The following is a 20,145-nucleotide window of genomic DNA, read 5'->3' as shown; positions in this document are numbered from 1 at the left end:
AAGACCTTCTTTTACAAGAGCATGCATCAACTTGATGAACGTTGGTTTGAGGTATGGATGCTTTCTTCGAAGGTTGTAGAATCCTTAAGATTTCCTTTCTGCTTAAGTGAAGTTGAAGGACGAGTAAATGCGCAAAAGTATCACCCTTCGCCTTCCTAAAAGATATTTTCTACCTTTAACTTATCGGTTGTTTTCCTCTCTCATTAAATATGACTTTTTACCCACAATTTCAAAAAAAGTTATAAAAAGAAAAAAAAAGTCCGATATACCTAGCGGTATATCAGACTTTTGGACTTACCTTACTTCTACCCAACCGTTTTTAATTGCCACAACAACAGCTTGAGTACGATCATTTACATTCATTTTTTGTAAAATATTACTTACATGGTTTTTAACGGTTTTTTCACTAATATATAATGCTTCTCCGATTCCTCGGTTACTTTTACCATCAGCTAACAGTTGTAGCACTTCGCACTCACGACGTGTTAACAAATGTAGTGGACGGCGAATCTCAATTGGTTCGTGCGGATAAGAAGACGATTGTCCTTGAGCTGCTAGTCGACGGTACTCTTTTACTAAACTATGTGTTACTTTAGGGTGTAAATATGAACCACCTTCTGCAACTACTTTCACCGCCTCAATTAACGCATCCGCATCCATTTCTTTTAGCAGATAGCCTCGTGCACCTGTTTGTAAGGCATGAGTTACATATGTCTCATCATCATGGATAGATAAGATAATAACTTTAGCGTCCGGATTTACTTCTAAAAGCTTTTTCGTAGCTTCTACACCATTTACAGCCGGCATGTTAATATCCATGATTACAACATCAGGTTGATGTTCTTCTACAAGGTCAATAACTTCGCTACCGTCGTCACCTTCTGCAACTACTTCAAAATCTTTTTCGAAATCTAAAATTCTTTTTACTCCTTCACGGAATAATTGGTGATCGTCGATTATGATAATTCTTGTCTGCATGTTTGATTCCTCCCCAAATCGAACAACAAATGTTTTACTCTATACTGACCCCTATTTATATACATATCTCTGCCTTTTTAAGCGGCTATAATCGGTACTTTAATCATAACAAGCGTGCCTTGGTTAATTTTCGAATGAACAGAAATAGTCCCATCTAACAAATCAACACGCTCTTTCATTCCTATTAAGCCGAACGAATTCTCTTTTTTCTCTTCTTGATTAAAACCGCAGCCGTCATCTTTGACAAGCAAAATAGCGTGTTCATTGTTGAACTCTATCTTCACTTGGATTTCTGTCGCGTCTGCATGTTTTAATGCGTTCGTTACAGCTTCTTGCACTAGACGAAACAGTGCTACTTCTAATTTTGAAGCAGTTCGCTTCTCTTGTCCAATGGAAATAAACGTAATCCGAGGCTTGCCTTCGTTATAATCTTCGATTGTATCAAGATATTTACGCAGCGTCGGAATTAGACCTAAGTCGTCAAGTGCCATCGGTCTTAAATCATATATAATTCGACGCACTTCGTATAGGGCAGAACGAACCATTTTTCGTAAATCTCGAATTTCTTCCATTGCTTCTTTTGCACTACGTTCCCGGTAAATTCGGTCAATTAATTCCGATCTCATCATAACATTTGCAAGCATTTGAGCTGGGCCGTCATGAATCTCTCTTGACAAACGTTTCCGTTCCTCTTCCTGAGCTTCAATAATCCGAAAGCCGAAATACTCTTTTTGAATGGCATCTTCTACTATTTCCCCTACTTGTTTTAAATCACTTGTTAAATAATTTAACACAACGGAAATTTGACCTACTAGGTGATCTGCACGTTTAATCGTTTCTTCCAATGTAAGCAAGCGTCTTTCTAGTTCATCTCGACGATTACGCAGCTGATATTCGCTTTGCTGATTCATCAGCAGCTTGGTTTGTAATTCGTGTGCTTTTTCATAAGCGTCTTTTACTTCAGGCTCTGAATAAATTTGAAAATGTCGGCTCACATCAGACAAACGCTTTCGAGCCAACCTTGCCTGAGTTTCCAATTGATCGCCTTGCTCTATCGTCTCAAGAACTTTCCCTTTTAACACTTCTAACTCTTCTTTAATTTGCTGATATTCTTGTCTGGCATCTTCAGAAAGGCGATAGACTTCATTTTTACTATCTCCCACTGTGCCAATAATCTTCTCAAAAATTTCATCAAGTGCCTTACTTGTTAATTTATGTTTCGACATTTACTCACCCCAAACTATACTCACATTCGGAGAAATGTCTATACGTTCATGCTATATATAGTATTCGTATGACCTATCTGAATTGTGAGGATAAGATCCATATTTTCTCCCTATCTGACTTTTTATATCCAAAAAGTAACGGTTGTTTTTAGTACCCTCAAACTCGACATCAATCGACGCTTGACTCGCGTTATTTGAATAGATTACCATTTACACTCACTATTCAACAGTGACTAACTGCCTGTTTAGACTATTTCATCATTTAGCTATACAAGCCTGCACACTCTTTTATTATAACGTATATTCTGTATAGCTTGTTCAAGTGATGTTGAATTTGATTAATTGATGTCTTTTCATAAACATTTTATACTAATAGCAAGTAAACAGTACGTAAATACCCGTTTTTCTTCTATTTATAACGCTAAGGAGGATTTTTTGATTGTTATCACAATATTATACCGTAAAACAAGAAGGTTCACATGAAATCACTATTCAAAAATCTAGATTCATTTGTCATATGAAACGTGTAACAACTGAGGAAGAAGCTCAGCAATTTATCCAAGACATTAAAAAACAGCACTGGAATGCTACTCATAACTGTTCAGCTTACCTAATTGGAGAACGAGATCAATTTCAAAAAGCAAACGATGATGGAGAACCAAGTGGAACAGCAGGCGTACCCATGTTAGAAGTGCTCAAAAAAAGAGGCTTAAAAGATACGGTGGTCGTCGTTACGCGCTATTTCGGAGGCATTAAATTGGGCGCAGGTGGCTTGGTGCGCGCATATGGGAAATCTGTTTCCGAAGCGTTAAATGAAATAGGTACAGTCAAACGAACTCTCATGGCGGTTATGCATACAACCGTCGACTATACATGGCTTGGAAAATTAGAAAATGAGCTTCGCAGTTCTGTTTATCTATTAAAAGAAATCCACTACGCAGATATGGTAGAGATTGAAACATTTGCAGAGGAAGCTCAAACAGAAGCATTTACTGAATGGATGACCGAGCTAACAAACGGCCAAGCAGATATTCGAGCAGGTGAGACGACCTATTTAGAAGAAGATGTAGAATGAATTATTTACTCTCATTAAAAAACATTGTACAATTGATAAATAGCGCAACTATTCTGATGGTTGCGCTACTTGTCAATGAGTAAAAAACCTCGTACAGATGCATAGCTTTGACGAGTTTGATTCATACATTCCAATTTATAACACATACTAAGTGTCACAATAAGTGTTCGAATATACGAATAAAAGGAGAAACCGTATGGCTCAATATAGACGTTTTCAAAAAAGAGTAAACAAACGGAAAAGAAAACGAAGGCTTTTTACATTTTTTCTGTTACCTATCCTTATTTTAGGGCTTTCTGCAACCGCTTATGGCTCTTATTTATTTGTTAAAGCTAAAACAGTAGCTTCTGATTCTTATGAAGGACTCGGAGATCGCGATAATTCTCCTATGCGTGATCGTAAAATCGATCCCAAAAAAGATGATATATCCATTTTATTTATGGGCGTAGATGATAGTGAAACCAGGAAATTCGGAAATTCAGCCCGTACAGATGCTTTAATCTTGGCGACCTTTAACGAAACAAATAAAACCGTAAAGCTTGTAAGCATACCTCGAGATTCGCGGGTTTATATACCTGAAGTGAACAAAAAAGATAAAATTACTCATGCGCATGCTTACGGAGGTCCAAAAGCAACTGTAGAAACGGTAGAACAGCTGTTTAATGTTCCTGTTGATTACTATGTTAAAGTGAATTTTAAAGCTTTCACAGACATTGTAGACTCACTTGGAGGAATCGATTTTGATGTACCTTATGCGATGAGTGAAAAGGACTCAAAAGATCGTCATAATGCCATTGTCTTAAAACCAGGAAATCAACATTTAAATGGCGAAGAAGCGTTAGCTGTTGCTCGAACACGAAAACAAGACAACGATATTGAGCGAGGAAAAAGACAACAGCAGTTGATTGAAGCCATGATTAAAAAAGCTGCTTCCATTGGATCACTAAATAAATATGGCAATCTTATCGAAGCTGTTGGCGATAATATGAAAACGAATTTAATGTTCGGTGAAATGCTTTCATTTTATGATTATGCTTCGAAAAAAGTAGACATCGAAACCATTAACTTAGACGGCAGCGATGAAAAAATTAACGGCGTTTACTACTTCAAACTAGATAATGATTCGGTGGAAAAAGTAAGTGAAAAGCTCCGCAAGCATTTAGGCATTGAATCAACTTCAGATACAACAGAATAATTAAAAAGACCTCTTGGATATCCAAGAGGTCTTTTTAATTAATTTTTTAAACGAAGCCCACGAACCATGTTGAGAATTGGCCTATATGTCTTATCAACTAGTCCTATCTTTTCGACGATAATTTCAATCGCTACAAGGAGGATAGCTAGTACAAGAAAAGACCCCCACATTGTTTGTACCTTTGAGAAGATAACTGCCGCTAAACCAAATATCGCACTCATTCCATAAATAATTAAAACCGTTTGTCTATGGCTGTACCCTAAGCGCAACAAGCAATGATGCAAATGGGATTTATCGGGAGCCGATAGCGGTTGATTTTTTACGATTCGGCGAATAATAGCAAAGAACGTATCTGAAATTGGCACTCCTAAAATAATAACTGGAACAATGAAGGAAATAACCGCTACATTTTTAAATCCTAACAGAGACAATACAGAAATCATATAGCCTAAAAATAGTGCTCCTGTATCGCCCATAAAAATCTTAGCGGGGTGAAAGTTGTAAAACAAAAATCCGAGCGTACTTCCCAATACGATGAAACCCATGCTTGTCACAAACACATTGCCCATCATAATAGCCATACCCGAGATGGTAATCAATACAATAGAGGAAACGCCGGCAGCTAATCCATCCAATCCATCAATTAAATTAATAGCATTGGTAATTCCTACAATCCATAATACCGTAATTGGAATACTTAACATTCCGAATTCTAATTTTCCGCCAAACGGCAAGTTAATGAAGTCAATTTGGACTCCGCCGTATACAACAACAATTAATGTCGCTACTAGCTGACCGCCTAATTTGATTTTAGCGGATAGCTCAATCATATCATCTAAGACACCGGTAATGATGATAATGATGCTTCCGATTAAAATCGGCAGCGCATATTTACTGTCAGGCTGTAAAACGAGGTATCCAATAAGAAAACTAAAAAATATCGCCAAACCTCCAAGGCGAGGCATAATTTTTTGATGAACTTTTCGTTGATTTGGTTTATCCGTTGCACCTATTTTAAACGCCAGCTTCTTAACCAGCGGAGTGATCAGAATAGATGTAATAAAACAAATAAACAAGGTCAAATATAGCATGGAGACCCTCCTCAGGTTTATGTTAACCAAAACCATAAAAAATGTATCCAACTTTATATAATTGGATAGTATTTCAAATTGCGTATCACAATAATTACTTACTTATTCCCAAAATGGATTATATCACAATGATTCTACTACTTAAATAGAAATTTATTCTCAAAAATTAGCACATTTACAAACTATCAATAGAAAAGAACTGTATTTTTTGGTGTATAAACAGCTGATTTACTTTATTCTTATGTGGTTATTTTATGTAGAACATTTTCTTTACTATACTTTATTAAAATATAAGCGAACTCCCCCCTTTTCGTCTAATTTATTCGTCATCTCTAACTCTTTTTCCTTTTTATTAAGCATATTTAAACCTTTATTTTTATTTCACATGGCCCCACTCATTATATGAACAAGCTTTTGACCTATCTATGTCCACTACTTCAAACCACATTCACTGAATCGTTGTCCTTATCTTATATCATTTAAAAGTTAAAATATAGTGAAATGGATAGAGATGAAATTAAACAAAAAAAGGAATTTTATCAAAAAAAATGAAACTTTTTTTCGATACGGTTCGTAATACATAGTAGAAACAGCATCAATTATCTTACATAAAGGGGGTGTTGAATGAACTATGTTCGGCCTATCTGTTCAAACAGTGTATTTGTATGGATTAATCATCTGCGGAAGTCTTACCTTCTTATACATTTTATTTAGCGATTTGTTAGATGGATTATCTGAAGCGATACCTTTTTTTAACCCCACTCTTCTTTTTTCTTTTTTAACATTCTTTAGTGCCAGTGGATATTTGTTCGCCTATACGTCATTGCAAAATTATTGGATTATTTCAATTTCCGCTCTTATTGCCCTTCTACTCGTTATTTTGCTCAACGTTTTTGTATTAATTCCTTTATCATCGGCTGAAGAATCTCTTGCTTTTACTGAAGATTCGTTAAAAGGAAGACTTGGTACTATTATTACTTCCGTTCCTGCAGATGGTTATGGAGAAGTATTTATCGAAGGGGTTAGCGGCACTATCTCCAAACCCGCTGTCAGCTTTAAAAACACTGCTATACCTTTAGGCAGCAAAGTGCTTGTTGTAGATATACAAAAGGGCAACGCACTCGTTGTGATTTATGAAGAAGTTATGACCAATCACTCATTATAAATAGTATTAGGGGGAGTTTTATGTTTTCAACACCTATATTAGTTGTCGTTGGAATTGTTGTTTTTTTATTAATTGCGCTGATTGCCGTATTTATTACAAAATACCGTACAGCAGGTCCAGATGAAGCCTTAATTGTAACAGGAAGCTATCTAGGAAATAAAAACGTGCACGTTGATGAATCCGGAAACCGCATTAAAATTGTTCGCGGCGGCGGTACGTTTGTGCTGCCAGTTTTTCAGCAGGCTGAGCCTCTGAGCTTGCTGTCAAGCAAACTGGAAGTATCTACACCTGAAGTATATACAGAACAAGGTGTTCCTGTTATGGCTGATGGGGTATCAATCATTAAAATTGGAGGTTCTATTTCAGAAATTGCCACGGCCGCTGAGCAGTTTTTAGGCAAAGCAAAAGAAGACCGTGAAACCGAAGCTAGAGAAGTCTTAGAAGGTCACCTTCGCTCGATTCTTGGTTCTATGACGGTAGAAGAAATTTATAAAAACCGTGAAAAATTCTCTCAAGAAGTACAGCGCGTTGCTTCACAAGATCTGGCTAAAATGGGCTTAATTATTGTATCGTTTACAATTAAAGACGTTCGGGATAAGAACGGCTATCTAGAATCTCTAGGGAAACCTCGTATTGCTCAAGTTAAGCGAGATGCTGACATCGCAACAGCTGAAGCTGAAAAAGAAACACGAATCAAGCGTGCTGAGGCTCATAAAGATGCCCAAAAAGCGGAGCTTGAGCGAAATACAGAAATTGCGGAAGCTGAAAAGATGAATCAGTTAAAAACCGCTGAATATCGTCGCGAACAAGATATTGCCAAAGCTCGTGCTGACCAAGCATATGATCTAGAAACAGCTCGCGCGAAACAAGATGTAACAGAACAAGAAATGCAAATCCGCATCATTGAACGTCAGAAACAAATTGAATTAGAAGAAAAAGAAATTCTTCGTCGTGAGCGTCAATACGATTCTGAAGTAAAAAAGAAAGCAGATGCAGATCGTTACTCTGTTGAGCAATCCGCAGAAGCTGAAAAAGCAAAACAGCTTGCTGAAGCAGACGCCAATAAATATCGGATTGAAGCAATGGCTAAAGCTGAAGCTGAACGCGTTCGAATTGATGGTTTAGCAAAGGCTGAAGCTCAGCGTGCCCAAGGTGAATCCGAAGCTGAGATTATCCGCTTAAAAGGTTTAGCTGAAGCTGAAGCTAAACAAAAAGTAGCTGAAGCATTCGAGCAGTTCGGTCAAGCGGCTATTTTAGATATGATTATCAAGATGCTTCCTGAATATGCAAAACAAGTTGCAAGTCCTTTAGCAAATATCGACAAAATTACGGTTGTGGATACAGGAAGCAACGGTGAAAACAGCGGAGCTAATAAAGTGACTGGCTATGCAACGAACTTAATGTCTTCTCTTCAAGAATCGCTGAAAGCATCCTCAGGTATAGATGTGAAGGAATTGATTGAAAACTTTTCTGGAAAAGGAAATGTGCGACAAAGCTTGCACGAACTAACGGATGAAATCAAGCAGCAAAACAAGAAAGAAGATATCTAAAAATAAAAAGCATGCGGATTATATCCGCATGCTTTTTTAACCTCTTAACACTCGAAGAAGAAACCTAGGTAATTCTAACTGACGCTTCCATCTCCATGGTTCTTTTAACAGTCGATAAAGCCACTCTAAACCAAACTTTTGAAAAACAGCAGGTGCTCGGTTCAATCGTCCTGAAATAACATCGAACGAGCCCCCTACGCCTTGATAAACAGAAGGATTAAGTTTCTCTTTATGAGCAATAATCCAATTTTCTTGGGCTGGACTGCCTAAAGCCACAAAAACAATTTCTGCTCCTGAATCATTAATCGTACGTTCAATGACTTCTTCATTTTTTTCATAGCCATTTAATGTTCCAACAATTAAAATCCCTGGAAACATCTCTTCCAACTTAGCTTTGGCTTCATCTGCAATTCCAGGCTTGGCTCCGTATAAAAAAATTCTTTTACCGTTATTCGTTGCTTCTTTACACAGCTTCAGCATCATATCAATACCCGTTACACGCTCACGAATACGTCCCTTTTTGAGCTTTGAAGCTAAAATCACACCGATTCCATCTGGAATTTGATAAGTCGCTTGATTTAATAGTGACTTTAATTCCCTGTCTTCTTGTGCTTTCATAATTTTTTCAGGGTTGATTGCTACAATAAATGATTTTCGGCCTTTATCTATATCCTGAAGTAACTTTACCGCTAGCTCATCGTACGTGTCGCTACAAACGTCTATTCCTAAGATGTTTTCCTTCATTAAATCACCCGTATGTTGATTTTTTAGTTTTTTACAAACGAAAGACAGGCTGTTCAGCCCGTCTTTTTATAAAGTAGAAACTTTTGAATCACCAAGTAACACTACGTCAAAGCCTGCTGCTTTCCATTGATCACGCTGAATGCAGTTTTTCGTATCAAAAATAACTTTTGTACGCATGTGATTTTCAACAGCTGATGGAAGAAGCTCTTTGAACTCATTATGATCTGTTAAAATAAGAATCACATCCGCATGTGCAACAGCTTCATCCAAACTTTGCGTCTGACGCTCGATCTTATTCTCTTTGATATGAGGATCAAATGCTGTGTAATCAACGCCCAGCTTTTCTAAATGATGAAGTACATCTGTTGATGGACTTTCACGCATATCGTCAATATTTCCTTTAAAAGCTAAACCTAAAACAGCTACACGTCCATGTTGAATGCCCTTTTCATCTAGTAGGCTTTTCGTTTTCAATGCTGTATATTCAGGCATTGAATCATTTGTATGACGAGAAAGAGAAATAATTTTTGCCAGTTCTGGCTGAAGCTCCGTTAAGAACCAAGGGTCAACAGCAATACAGTGGCCGCCTACACCAGGACCTGGTAAATGAATGTTTACACGCGGATGATAGTTCGCTAACTTAATCGCTTCCCACGCATTTACACCAATTTTTTCACTGATTTTTGCCAGCTCATTTGCAAACGCAATGTTCACATCACGATATGTGTTTTCGATTACTTTCACCATTTCAGCTGTTGTAGCATCCGTTACGTGAATATTTCCTTTTACAAATGTTTTATAAAGCTCAACAGTCAAATGACTAGACTCTTCGTTAATACCACCGACAATACGGTCATTATTTACTAATTCCTCAAATACTTTTCCTGGAATAACGCGTTCAGGTGAATGAGAAACAAATAACTCACTGCCTAATTCTAAACCAGTTTCTTTTAGCACAGGTAGCATAACGTCTTCTACTGTACGCGGAGGAACTGTGGATTCTAAAATTACTAAATTTCCTTTACGAACGTAAGGAACAATCGATTTTGTCGCTTCTCGAACATAGTTCAAGTTTGCCGTTTTATCTTCATTAATTGGTGATGGTACAGCAATAATAAAAATATCCGCCTCTTCAGCCGTTGTGCCTACCGTGAAGTGTCCGTTGTCAACTGCTGATTCTAAACGTTCTTGTAAGCCGTTTTCTTCTATATGAAGTTGCTTATTTTTAATTAATTCTACTGCTTTTTCATTTACGTCGACACCATGTACATATAAGCCGTGATTGGCAAACATAACAGCTGTCGGTAAACCTATATATCCTAAACCAACTACACACAATTTCTTTGTCATTGCAGAAAATCTCCTTTATATGACATGCTTAATAAATAAAACCTATCTGATATTATATCGAAAAATGTCATTTCATGATAGCATTTATATAAAAACATGAAATAATTTCTTTTACTTATTATTATGTAACATTTTATGAGAATTCATCAATAAACGATATAACCATCTTTTGTACAACGGGCCCTAACCCAAAAGAACTATTGAAAATCCCCTTGATTCCCAATAGTTCCCTTAGTAAATATATTTTACATATGCCCTTGTTTTTCGACAATTTCTCTAAAATAGCTCACTAACTCTTCTCGCAGTGGTTCTCTTTGCAGAGCTAAATCAATTGTTGCTTTAATGAATCCAAATTTATCTCCAACATCATAACGTTTTCCTTCGAAATAATAAGCAAGAACACGTTGGAATTCATTCAGACGTAAAATAGCATCTGTTAATTGAATTTCTCCTCCTGCGCCAATCTCTTCTCTGCTTAAGATATCAAAAATTTCCGGTGTTAAAATATAGCGCCCCATAATTGCATAGCCTGAAGGAGCCTCTTCTGGATTCGGTTTTTCAACGAGCGTTTCTACGTCTAGTAATCCTTTTTCAAGAGGCTCTCCTTTAGGGCCTACAATTCCGTACTTTGAAGTTTCTTTCCTAGGAACCTCCTGTACACCAACTACAGCGCATTCATATTTTTCGTATACGTCCATTAACTGCTTCAAACAAGGGGTTTCTGATTGAACTACATCATCGCCTAGCATAACAGCAAAAGGCTCATCTCCGATAAAACTTCTTGCACAGTGAATGGCATGACCTAATCCTTTAGGTTCCTTTTGACGAATGTAGTGAACATTAGCCAAATTTGAAATCCCCTGCACTTCTTCGAGCATGTCCCACTTTTCCTTTGCGGCTAATGTTTCTTCTAACTCATATGATTTATCAAAATGGTCTTCGATTGCTCGTTTTCCGCGACCGCTTACAATTAAAATATCTTCAATACCTGATGCTACTGCTTCTTCCACAATGTATTGAATCGTTGGTTTATCTACAATTGGCAGCATTTCTTTAGGCTGTGCTTTTGTAGCTGGCAAAAAGCGTGTCCCTAATCCAGCTGCTGGAATAATAGCTTTACGAATTTTCACTTACTTTTCCTCCTGTCAATGTCAATCGTGCTTATTGGTTATAGTATAGTAAGTCTGCGATTGAGTATGTACACAAAGTCATGTGGAATCCATTTCTTTTTATAAAGAGTCATGTTGGATTCTGCTTTATCATAACAAAAGATTTTGTATAATTCTATTTTTATCATTTATAATGAAAAGAAAATTAATCACTTATAAATATAATTTTATGCTCCACTTATGTATAGAAAGGAATGGGATTATGAGTTCGTTTTCAGATCACTTACAGCACCAATTTATACATCATTTCCCGTACAGTGATGCACGCTATCGCACGAATGCCCAAGCAGGACTAGACCTTTACCGTACCCATTCATTCTTCATTTTGCACAATGACGAACAGATATTAAACATTAAAATCGATTCGTTTTATGTGGAACTAAACAAGCAGCTGCTCCCTGAAAGTACCTGTTCTTGTCAGCATAACGGATTTTGTGAACACTGCTTTGCAGCGTTTTTTTATATGTATTCATTAATAGAACCGCTTGCGCCCCTATTCAAAGAATGGCGAAACCATGAAAAAGCAGCTTTGACTATGCTATCTGCCAAACAAGTGTTAAAAAAGCCGAAGGCAACTTTTCAAAAGTGGAGACAAACTTTTGAGAAGCAGTATACGCTTTTTATGCAGGGGCGGAACGAAAATGACCGTTCCATTTATCATGAATATTATCAGTACTATTACCGTGCTTTAGTGAAAAAGGCTCCTGAGCACCCATTGCTTTATGCTTTATTTTGTATGTATGGAGCGGTTCATACATTCTATAAACTATCAGCTCAATTACAGGCACATCAGCTTTCTACTAACATCGAGGAATCATTCGTATATAGTCACGTCTACAAAATAACAAATGAAATTTATGCTACCGCTGATTCATTAAAGCAAATGAAATACGATGGAGATGCATTATCTATTATAGAGGACAGCATTCCATACATCCGAGAATTATTGCATAAAGATATGCCTTTACAATATGAACGTATGGAGATTTATCGCGTTATTTGGCAAAAAATTTTCACGTTAGAAAAGTGGCGAAAAACTGAGGAAAGCAAATTAAAAGCTAAGTACGGTTCTTTTATAAACAATACAGCTCTTTCCTATCTTTTATTCCTTCAAGAAAAAGATGGGGAAGCAAAAGAACGTTTGAGCGATGAAACCCTACAAACAATTCCCTATCTTATTCCTTGGTTAAATGATTTATTGCATGAAAAAGAAACTGACCGCTTTGCTCAGTGGGGCTCTTATATAATGACCTATATAGGAGATTACGTACGCACCGTTCCGACTACTTATCAAGGAAGCCGAAACATGGTCTCCATGATTGTAAATTTATTTCAGCACTATAAAGACTTAACGAACGATCAAACTTTGTATACTGAAGCATTGCAAACGTTACTTCCCTATAGTTTTATTGAATACAGTGATTTTCTATATGCTTCTGACCAATTGAAAAAGTGGGTTGAATTACAGGTGCTTCTTCAATATGACAGTATCAAATATGACGAGCAAACGATAGAAGCCTTAAAACAAAAAGATGAAAAGCTGGTTATTCCTCTTTATCATCAAATGATCTCAAAGCTGATTTATGAAAAAAAGAAAAGCAGTTATCAAGAAGCCTATATCTACTTACAAGAATTAAAGAGACTTTATCTACAAATGAATCGCTCTCTACTATGGGAACATTATATGGAAGAATTAGCGATAAAAACGAAGAAACAGCGCGCGTTTCAACAACTATTAGAAAAAGGAGATTTACTGAATGTTTGATTTGTTTCATTTAACACTTGAAGTCGAACCTGTACACGGTGACTTTTTTCTCTACTGTGTATCACCTAGCGGCCAAATTTTGCTCCCTGATACATGGAAAGATGCGCTGTTTCTATGGCATGAACAGACCTATTACGGAAGCGAAGCCACACAGGTTGAGATTAATGGAAAAAAAGGAATTCTTCTTTCTGCATGGCAAATGTTCACTTTCATACAATCACCTATTCAACAGCATGTGTTGAAACCGGCTTTGTCCGCTTCAGCGGAAGCTTATCAGCAAATTGCAGTCGATATGACAAAGAGGATTATCCAAGGAAAATTTCATTCTCTTCCTCTAAAAAAACAAATGACTGGATCGCTTTCACAAGCTGATGAGCAAGAGTGGCGAGCACAAATTAAAGAGAGCCTACTAAAAAAAGAAGGAAAGGACTTTTTAATAAGCATAGAAGGCGAGAGCTATAATCCTCCCTTTGACCTTTCGTTGCGTATTGTAGAACCAGCGACCGATGGAGATGTATGGACGGCTGAAACATTCGTGATTCCCCACGATGAAGCCAAAGAACCTTTTATACTGGGAAGAACGCTTCCTAAAGAGTGGAATCACTACGAATCATATATCGCTTACGAACACGAACGATGGAAAGCATTGGCTCCTACTTTATACCAAAAAGGAGCGTTTATTCAGTCTGTTCTAACAGATGAGGAAGTATGGGAATTTCTAACTCAAGATAGTGCAGCATTGATTAAACAAGGTGTCTCTATCCATTTGCCAAGCTGGTGGGAATCATTAAAAAAAGCCACCATCAAAGTATCTGGCGCTATAGAAAATACTTCATCTGCGTTGTTTGGTAAACAAGCTATCAGCAGCTTCCGCTGGTCATTTTCTATTGGCGATCAAACTTTCTCAGAAGAAGAGTTTCGGAAATTAGTCGAACAAAAACGCCGATTATTATCTATTAACGGACAGTGGATTCGACTGGATTCTAGATTAATTAAACAAGCGCAGAAAATTGTTAAAGAAGCTAGTAAAAAAGGCGTCTCAATTCATGAAATTTTAAAAACGAAGCTAACCTACATGGCAGACAGTAAAACCGATGAAGAAGAGGTAAAAGTTGAGTTCCAACTCCCCGCTTCCTTTCAATCATTTATTACATCCTTAACGGATTTAGAACGGCTGCCGGAAGTGCTGCCTTCCTCTGAATTCAAAGGTGCATTAAGACCTTATCAGCAGCAAGGTTTGAATTGGCTCATGTTTTTGAGAAAGTTTAACTTAGGAGGATGTCTAGCAGATGACATGGGGCTAGGTAAAACCATTCAATTAATTAGTTATTTAACAAATATTCATCAGTTACATAGCTCTCCTTCTCTTATCATTTGCCCAACGTCTTTAATTGGAAACTGGGAAAAAGAATTACAGAAATTTGCCCCTTCTCTTCGTGTTCATGTTCATTACGGGCCGAAAAGAACCAGCGGATACGCATTTGAGAAGATATGTGAAAGTACTGACGTTGTGATCACGACTTATCAAGTTGCTCTTTTGGATGTCGAATTGTTGAAAGGGTTTATATGGAACAGCATTTCCTTAGACGAAGCCCAACATGTTAAAAACCCGCAGACTAAACAGGCGAGAGCCATCCGTCAGCTGCAAGGAAGACACAAAATTGCGCTTACTGGAACTCCAATTGAAAACCGTCTGCTGGAACTATGGTCATTATTTGAATTCATCAATCCTGGTTACTTAGGAACAATCAATTCATTTAAAAACCGATTTGTAGCAGGCATTGAAAAAGGCGAGAAACCTGAACGAACTGTTGAGCTTAAAGCACTCATTCAGCCTTTCTTATTGAGAAGAACAAAACAAGATAAAAACATCGCCCGCTCACTGCCTGATAAACAAGAACAAAAAGAATATATTCCGCTGACAGCGGAACAAGCTTCACTTTACCAGGAGCTAGTTCAAGGAATGCTTCAAGAAACAGAGGAAAAAACAGGATTTGAACGAAAAGGCATGATTTTGCAAACACTAAATAAGCTAAAATTATTATGCAATCATCCAGCTTTGTACTTAAAGGAAAGTGCAGCTAAACAAACGGTACGGCGATCTCATAAAAGTGAAAAAATTATTGAACTCGTAGAGAGCATTCGCACACAGCAAGAAAGCTGTTTAATTTTTACTCAGTATATTGAAACAGGACTCATGCTGCAAAGAACCTTAGAAAAAGAAATCAACGAGCCGGTTTTATTCCTTCACGGAAGTTTGTCGAAAGAACAAAGAGATGAAATGGTTGCTCAATTTCAAGCAAGGAAAAAAGCCATCTTTATCCTTTCTCTTCGCGCAGGTGGAACTGGATTGAATTTAACAGCTGCAAATCACGTTATTCATTTTGACCGATGGTGGAACCCAGCCGTTGAAAACCAAGCAACCGATCGTGCCCATCGAATTGGGCAGAATAAATTTGTTCATGTTCATAAGTTTATTACAAGAGGAACGATTGAAGAAAAAATTGATGAAGTGATCAATCAGAAACAACATCTAAACAATGAACTCATCCAAGGAGATCAATGGGTAACAGAACTTTCTAATAACGAACTACAAGAGCTTCTTGCATACAGAAATGAATAAGAAAAATTATAAAATGTGTTACAACGTTACTAAAAAGAGGACTTTTTTACTTGTCCTCTTTTTTTATTAGATCATTCGACACAAAAAAATAAGTGTAAATCATTATCCAGCTACTGATAAAGATACAAAAAGCGCAATAAATAGCGTTTTTTGAATAAAAAGGTATTTTTATAGCGAAAAAGACCCTTTACTTTCTCTTTAAATTCCAGCATATTTATACATATAATATTTTTGTAATTTAATAGACATATTGGAAAAATAAACACGAAACATTTACATAATTAGGGGGATTTATTAATGAAAAAAAGGCAGCTCGCTTTATCTCTAGGCGCCATTGTTGGCGGGACATTTTTATATCAAGCTTCAGCTGAAGCATCTGCTTCAACTGTTCAAGTGAAAGCTGGAGATACACTTTGGTCATTATCTACCAAATACCATACAACGGTAGACGTTTTAAAAAGCGTAAATAAGTTATCTTCAAATACAATTCACATAGGACAAACGTTATCGATTCCTTCTGCTTCAACCTCTCAACCATCTAATAAGGAAGAAAAGCCTTCAGCTCCTGCTACTGGTTCGACCTATAAAGTTCAAAGCGGCGATACCCTTTGGAAAGTTGCTACTCGTTTTAATATGAGCGTAGAAGAATTAAAACGTTTGAACGCTCTTTCTTCTAACATTATTTATATTAACCAAACGTTAAAAGTAAATGGAAGCAATAGCGCATCGACTCCAACTACGAGTAAACCAGCAGAAACTCCTTCTAAGGATGCAAACGGAACTTACAAAGTTCAGCGTGGAGATAGCTTATCTAAAATAGCTTCGACATTTCACATGAGCGTCAGTGAGCTAAAACAAATAAACGGATTAACGTCTAATACGATTTATGTAAATCAACAATTAAAGGTATCAAAAAGCAGCCAAACAACTACGCCAACAACAAAACCAAGTACATCCACACCTTCAACTTCTAACGGAACATTAAATGTATCGCAAATGATTTCAGATGCAAAACGTTATATAGGTGTTCCTTACAAATGGGGTGGCACGACTCCTTCTGGTTTTGACTGCAGCGGATTCATTTATTACGTAACGAAACAACAAATTTCTACAACGCGCTATACGACGGCTGGTTATTGGAGTGTATCAACACCTGTCAGTAATCCACAGCCTGGAGACTTAGTGTTTTTTAATACATATTCTAGCGGTCCTACACATATGGGCATTTACCTTGGTAATCGTCAATTTATTCATGCTGGATCTTCTACGGGTGTAACCATTGCAAGCCTAGATAACAGCTACTGGAGCAAGCGCTACTTAGGTGCAAAAAGATTTTCTAAATAATTGATAGAAGCTGAAACAAAATTATGTTAGTTAAAGGAAGATCCGAACGAGTTTGATTCTTGATGAAGAATCAAACTCGTTCGGATCTTTTCATTGGTAGGGTGGACGTAGGTTTTCTAGCTGTTGAGCGGAGGGCAAAGCGAAGACTCCTGCAAGAAAAGCAGAATAGATGAGACCGTACGCAAGTGACGAGGAGGCTCATCGGCCGTCTTCGAAAAGCGAAGTCTTGCACGGAAATCAACAGTCGTGTAACAAGTGACCTATACTAGCTCATCCCATTTGTTTGTCTTTAGATTGCATTAATTCAGTCACGTCTCAATCTCTTATATACAGAAAAAAACCGTTAAATGATTTAACGGCTGAAATAGAGGAATAGTTCGGGGATAGTAAATACTTTAATTTTCTCTCTTGAGAATATAGAAAGAGCCTTGTTGCTCTTAAAGAGGATCTATCTTCTATTATGATAGATAAGAGGACTTAGAACCTTAGCTGAACTAATCACCCCCTTTCATGCTAGATAACTTCATTCTTCTTGCTGATTTGAATCAAATGAAGAAGAACCGGATGGCTTTCCACTTAAAAACTTAACAGCATCAGCCACAACGTCGGTCATATATACTCGTTGCTGAAGATTATTTTCAAATGTGCGCGTTTGTACACGCCCTACCACACCTACAACCGCTCCTTTATCACAGTAAGCAGCCGTATTTTCTGCATTTTTTCTCCACAGAGTAATATTGACAAAATCAGCATCATATTCACCTTCAACATTTCGAAACGTTCGATTAATTGCTAAAGTAATAGTAGATACTGCAATCCCTTCATGGGTATATCGAAGCTCAGGTTTTTTTGTCAGTCTTCCTACAAGAACAATATGGTTAATCATAGTCTACCACTCCAACTGATTGAATAATGGGAATCTTTAAGCTCATTCATGTTATAATATGGATAACCTACTATTTACGCAAAGGAGGAAACATCAATGAAAACATTTAAACTTGTGTCATTTCAATTGGTTGATGATCAAGAAAAACGTCAGTCTGTCTCACTAACTAATGGCCTTATTATTAATAAAGAAGACGGCGAAAATAACTGGATTTTAGAAGCAGTTATCGATAAGAAATGGTACGATGAATTTCATGTTTTGTTGAAAGATAAACAAAAAATGACGGTAGAAGCTAAAATTACGAAAGAAACAAATGATCCGGCTACCTTTATAGCTACCGTGGCTTCCATTACTTCAATTGGTGAAAATCGTATTAGTTTGTTGATGAAAGGTGTTTTAAAAGAACGGAGACTTCATTATGCTGAAATGCTCTTAGAGGATTTAATTAACCAAGGATTATCAGGTCAAGATTTACTTCAACAGTTCAAACTGCAGCTTCGGAACAGACCGATAAAAAGTACATCTAAAAAATAAGTCAAGTCATCTTAAGGTGTCTGGATTTAAAAGAGAGGATTATTGTTTGCGGTCTTTTTCGTTGGTCCATGAGAAGGATAAAGAAAAGAGAACTCACTGGGGAGGTACCTTTCTTTTTTTCCTAAAAATAAATGATCACAACTAGAACGTTTGAAGCGATTATCTCTTGCGCGAGCGCCTTGCCTTTTCAAATAAAAATTTGTCATTTTTTCACTCCTTTTTCTTTGTAATTCGTATATTAATGCATTTTTCCCCGTTATTCAACCATTTTTTTCAATATACCGAACAAAAAATAGGATTTTTTTACTATAAAAACCTCTATTTTTGTTCTTTTTTTTATATATATGCAGAAAAATGAATCTTTTTAGAGAAAAAAAAAGAAATAAAAACAGGTTTTATTCCCTTTATTGCAGAAGGTAAAGTGTATATGTTTCATATTGTGTAAATTCAGCATGTTACAAAGAACATGAACTACATTCGAACAATAAGACATATACTTATCTTTACGAAATCAGGTGATGCATATGAAAGGTTTGGGAGAAAGAATTAAACATTTTAGACTAAAAGGAGGGTTTTCACAAGAAGAATTAGCAAATCAGTTGAATGTTTCTCGTACAACTATTTCAAAATGGGAATGTTCGAAACAAACGCCTTCCATTTTTGATTTTCTATCTCTATGTAATTGTTTTCAAATTACGCTGGACCAACTTATTGATCCTTCCTCTTATAAACAAGATTATTTACATGACTTCCAACTTCTTTACTTAACAAGAAAACGTGAATCAGATTCACAAGACGATACCATTTTAACCCTCATAGATAAACAGCCCTTATTGAAACATGTGCTCTTACAATTTTCATCTCTGTCACCAACTCTTCAAAAAGAGTTGCTAACGGATATTATACCTTTATTAAAGAAACTTTTTTCTGCTTTGCAGCGCCAATAAAAAAAGCTGCATCAGCAGCTCTTATGTACTATTCTTTTTTATCGCCTAAAGCAAACATAATATCTGTTTCGCAGACTAACTCTCCATCTACAGTTGCGATACCTTTTCCTTTGCCAATAGATCCACGTGCACGTACAATTTCAACCTCTAAACGTAGTTGATCACCAGGTCTTACTTGCTTTTTAAAACGGCAGTTGTCAATGCCTGCAAAAAATGCTAAACGTCCTTGGTTTTCTTCTTTTTTTAGCATAGCTACTGCTCCTACCTGAGCCAAAGCTTCTACAATTAAAACCCCTGGCATCACAGGATAGTCAGGGAAATGCCCGTTGAAAAATTCTTCATTGGCAGATACGTTTTTTAAACCAACTGCTTTTTTTCCCTCTTCCACTTCTAAAATACGATCGACCAATAAAAATGGATATCGGTGTGGAATAATTTCTTTAATTTGTTCAATATCAAGCATAAATAAGTCTCCTTTCAAACCGCATGTAACATACGATACT

17 protein-coding genes are annotated in these 20,145 nt (G+C 36.8%); 9 read left to right on the top strand and 8 right to left on the bottom strand.

The genetic code is table 11. The features are described from left to right. Positions 1-294: 294 nt before the first annotated feature. Entirely contained in the window at positions 295-978 is a 684-nt protein-coding gene (locus AC3WJG_RS16540; RefSeq protein WP_492588410.1) for a response regulator, read from the bottom strand. A 77-nt stretch (positions 979-1,055) separates the two neighbouring features. After that, entirely contained in the window at positions 1,056-2,204 is a 1,149-nt protein-coding gene (locus AC3WJG_RS16535; RefSeq protein WP_028409683.1) for a sensor histidine kinase, read from the bottom strand. Between the two features lie 439 nt (positions 2,205-2,643). Here AC3WJG_RS16535 and AC3WJG_RS16530 point away from each other — a divergent pair, with 439 nt between their 5' ends. Further along, on the top strand, positions 2,644-3,279 hold the full coding sequence (locus AC3WJG_RS16530; RefSeq protein WP_060745863.1) for a YigZ family protein: 636 nt from the start codon (positions 2,644-2,646) through the stop codon (positions 3,277-3,279). A 196-nt stretch (positions 3,280-3,475) separates the two neighbouring features. Beyond that, positions 3,476-4,474: an LCP family protein gene (locus tag AC3WJG_RS16525; RefSeq protein WP_060745864.1), complete on the top strand. Its 999-nt coding sequence runs from the start codon at positions 3,476-3,478 to the stop codon at positions 4,472-4,474. A 38-nt stretch (positions 4,475-4,512) separates the two neighbouring features. Here AC3WJG_RS16525 and AC3WJG_RS16520 read toward each other — a convergent pair whose 3' ends face one another. Then, the gene (locus AC3WJG_RS16520; protein ID WP_013059776.1) at positions 4,513-5,565 is read right to left on the bottom strand and encodes a glycosyltransferase family 4 protein; all 1,053 of its coding nucleotides are present in this window, start codon (positions 5,563-5,565) and stop codon (positions 4,513-4,515) included. A gap of 631 nt (positions 5,566-6,196) precedes the next feature. Between AC3WJG_RS16520 and AC3WJG_RS16515 the strand changes: the two genes are divergently transcribed. Further along, a complete protein-coding gene (locus AC3WJG_RS16515; RefSeq protein ID WP_098249421.1) occupies positions 6,197-6,730 on the top strand; it encodes an NfeD family membrane protein in 534 nt (177 codons plus the stop codon). 20 nt (positions 6,731-6,750) lie between these two features. After that, a complete protein-coding gene (floT, locus tag AC3WJG_RS16510) occupies positions 6,751-8,280 on the top strand; it encodes a flotillin lipid rafts scaffold protein FloT (protein WP_013085445.1) in 1,530 nt (509 codons plus the stop codon). A gap of 36 nt (positions 8,281-8,316) precedes the next feature. Here the strand turns inward: floT and AC3WJG_RS16505 are convergent, their stop codons facing one another. The 3 genes from AC3WJG_RS16505 to galU all read right to left on the bottom strand — a co-directional run bounded on the left by AC3WJG_RS16505 (position 8,317) and on the right by galU (position 11,504). Beyond that, positions 8,317-9,024 carry a WecB/TagA/CpsF family glycosyltransferase gene (locus AC3WJG_RS16505; protein ID WP_013059779.1) on the bottom strand — a complete coding sequence of 236 codons (708 nt, stop codon included), beginning with the start codon at positions 9,022-9,024 and terminating at the stop codon, positions 8,317-8,319. Positions 9,025-9,090: 66 nt separating this feature from the next. Next, positions 9,091-10,374: a nucleotide sugar dehydrogenase gene (locus AC3WJG_RS16500; RefSeq protein ID WP_102813948.1), complete on the bottom strand. Its 1,284-nt coding sequence runs from the start codon at positions 10,372-10,374 to the stop codon at positions 9,091-9,093. A 245-nt stretch (positions 10,375-10,619) separates the two neighbouring features. After that, a complete protein-coding gene (galU, locus tag AC3WJG_RS16495) occupies positions 10,620-11,504 on the bottom strand; it encodes a UTP--glucose-1-phosphate uridylyltransferase GalU (RefSeq protein ID WP_050690865.1) in 885 nt (294 codons plus the stop codon). Positions 11,505-11,745: 241 nt separating this feature from the next. Between galU and AC3WJG_RS16490 the strand changes: the two genes are divergently transcribed. From AC3WJG_RS16490 to AC3WJG_RS16480, 3 genes are all read left to right on the top strand, one after another. Further along, complete coding sequence (locus AC3WJG_RS16490; protein ID WP_337134445.1) at positions 11,746-13,308, top strand: replication initiation protein; 1,563 nt, start codon at positions 11,746-11,748, stop codon at positions 13,306-13,308. Continuing rightward, on the top strand, positions 13,301-15,931 hold the full coding sequence (locus AC3WJG_RS16485; protein ID WP_060745866.1) for a DEAD/DEAH box helicase: 2,631 nt from the start codon (positions 13,301-13,303) through the stop codon (positions 15,929-15,931). The genes AC3WJG_RS16490 and AC3WJG_RS16485 overlap by 8 nt, the downstream gene beginning before the upstream one ends. Positions 15,932-16,228: 297 nt before the next feature. Continuing rightward, positions 16,229-17,275 (top strand): C40 family peptidase, encoded by a 1,047-nt coding sequence (locus AC3WJG_RS16480; protein ID WP_028409690.1) that lies wholly within the window; start codon positions 16,229-16,231, stop codon positions 17,273-17,275. Positions 17,276-17,798: 523 nt separating this feature from the next. Here the strand turns inward: AC3WJG_RS16480 and ssb are convergent. After that, positions 17,799-18,161 carry a single-stranded DNA-binding protein gene (gene ssb, locus AC3WJG_RS16475; protein ID WP_014457774.1) on the bottom strand — a complete coding sequence of 121 codons (363 nt, stop codon included), beginning with the start codon at positions 18,159-18,161 and terminating at the stop codon, positions 17,799-17,801. Positions 18,162-18,257: 96 nt separating this feature from the next. Here ssb and AC3WJG_RS16470 point away from each other — a divergent pair, with 96 nt between their 5' ends. Continuing rightward, complete coding sequence (locus AC3WJG_RS16470) at positions 18,258-18,695, top strand: YwpF-like family protein (protein WP_014457773.1); 438 nt, start codon at positions 18,258-18,260, stop codon at positions 18,693-18,695. Between the two features lie 524 nt (positions 18,696-19,219). Beyond that, on the top strand, positions 19,220-19,642 hold the full coding sequence (locus AC3WJG_RS16465) for a helix-turn-helix domain-containing protein (RefSeq protein WP_028409692.1): 423 nt from the start codon (positions 19,220-19,222) through the stop codon (positions 19,640-19,642). Between the two features lie 28 nt (positions 19,643-19,670). On the opposite strand, the gene fabZ is transcribed toward AC3WJG_RS16465, so the two are convergent. Further along, positions 19,671-20,105 carry a 3-hydroxyacyl-ACP dehydratase FabZ gene (gene fabZ / locus AC3WJG_RS16460; RefSeq protein WP_013059788.1) on the bottom strand — a complete coding sequence of 145 codons (435 nt, stop codon included), beginning with the start codon at positions 20,103-20,105 and terminating at the stop codon, positions 19,671-19,673. Positions 20,106-20,145 lie beyond the last annotated feature (40 nt).

The sequence above is a fragment of the Priestia sp. FW507-14D1A genome (assembly GCF_058781295.1).
The sequence above is the reverse complement of the archived record's forward strand: the minus strand, read 5'-3'. Positions and strand labels throughout refer to the sequence as shown.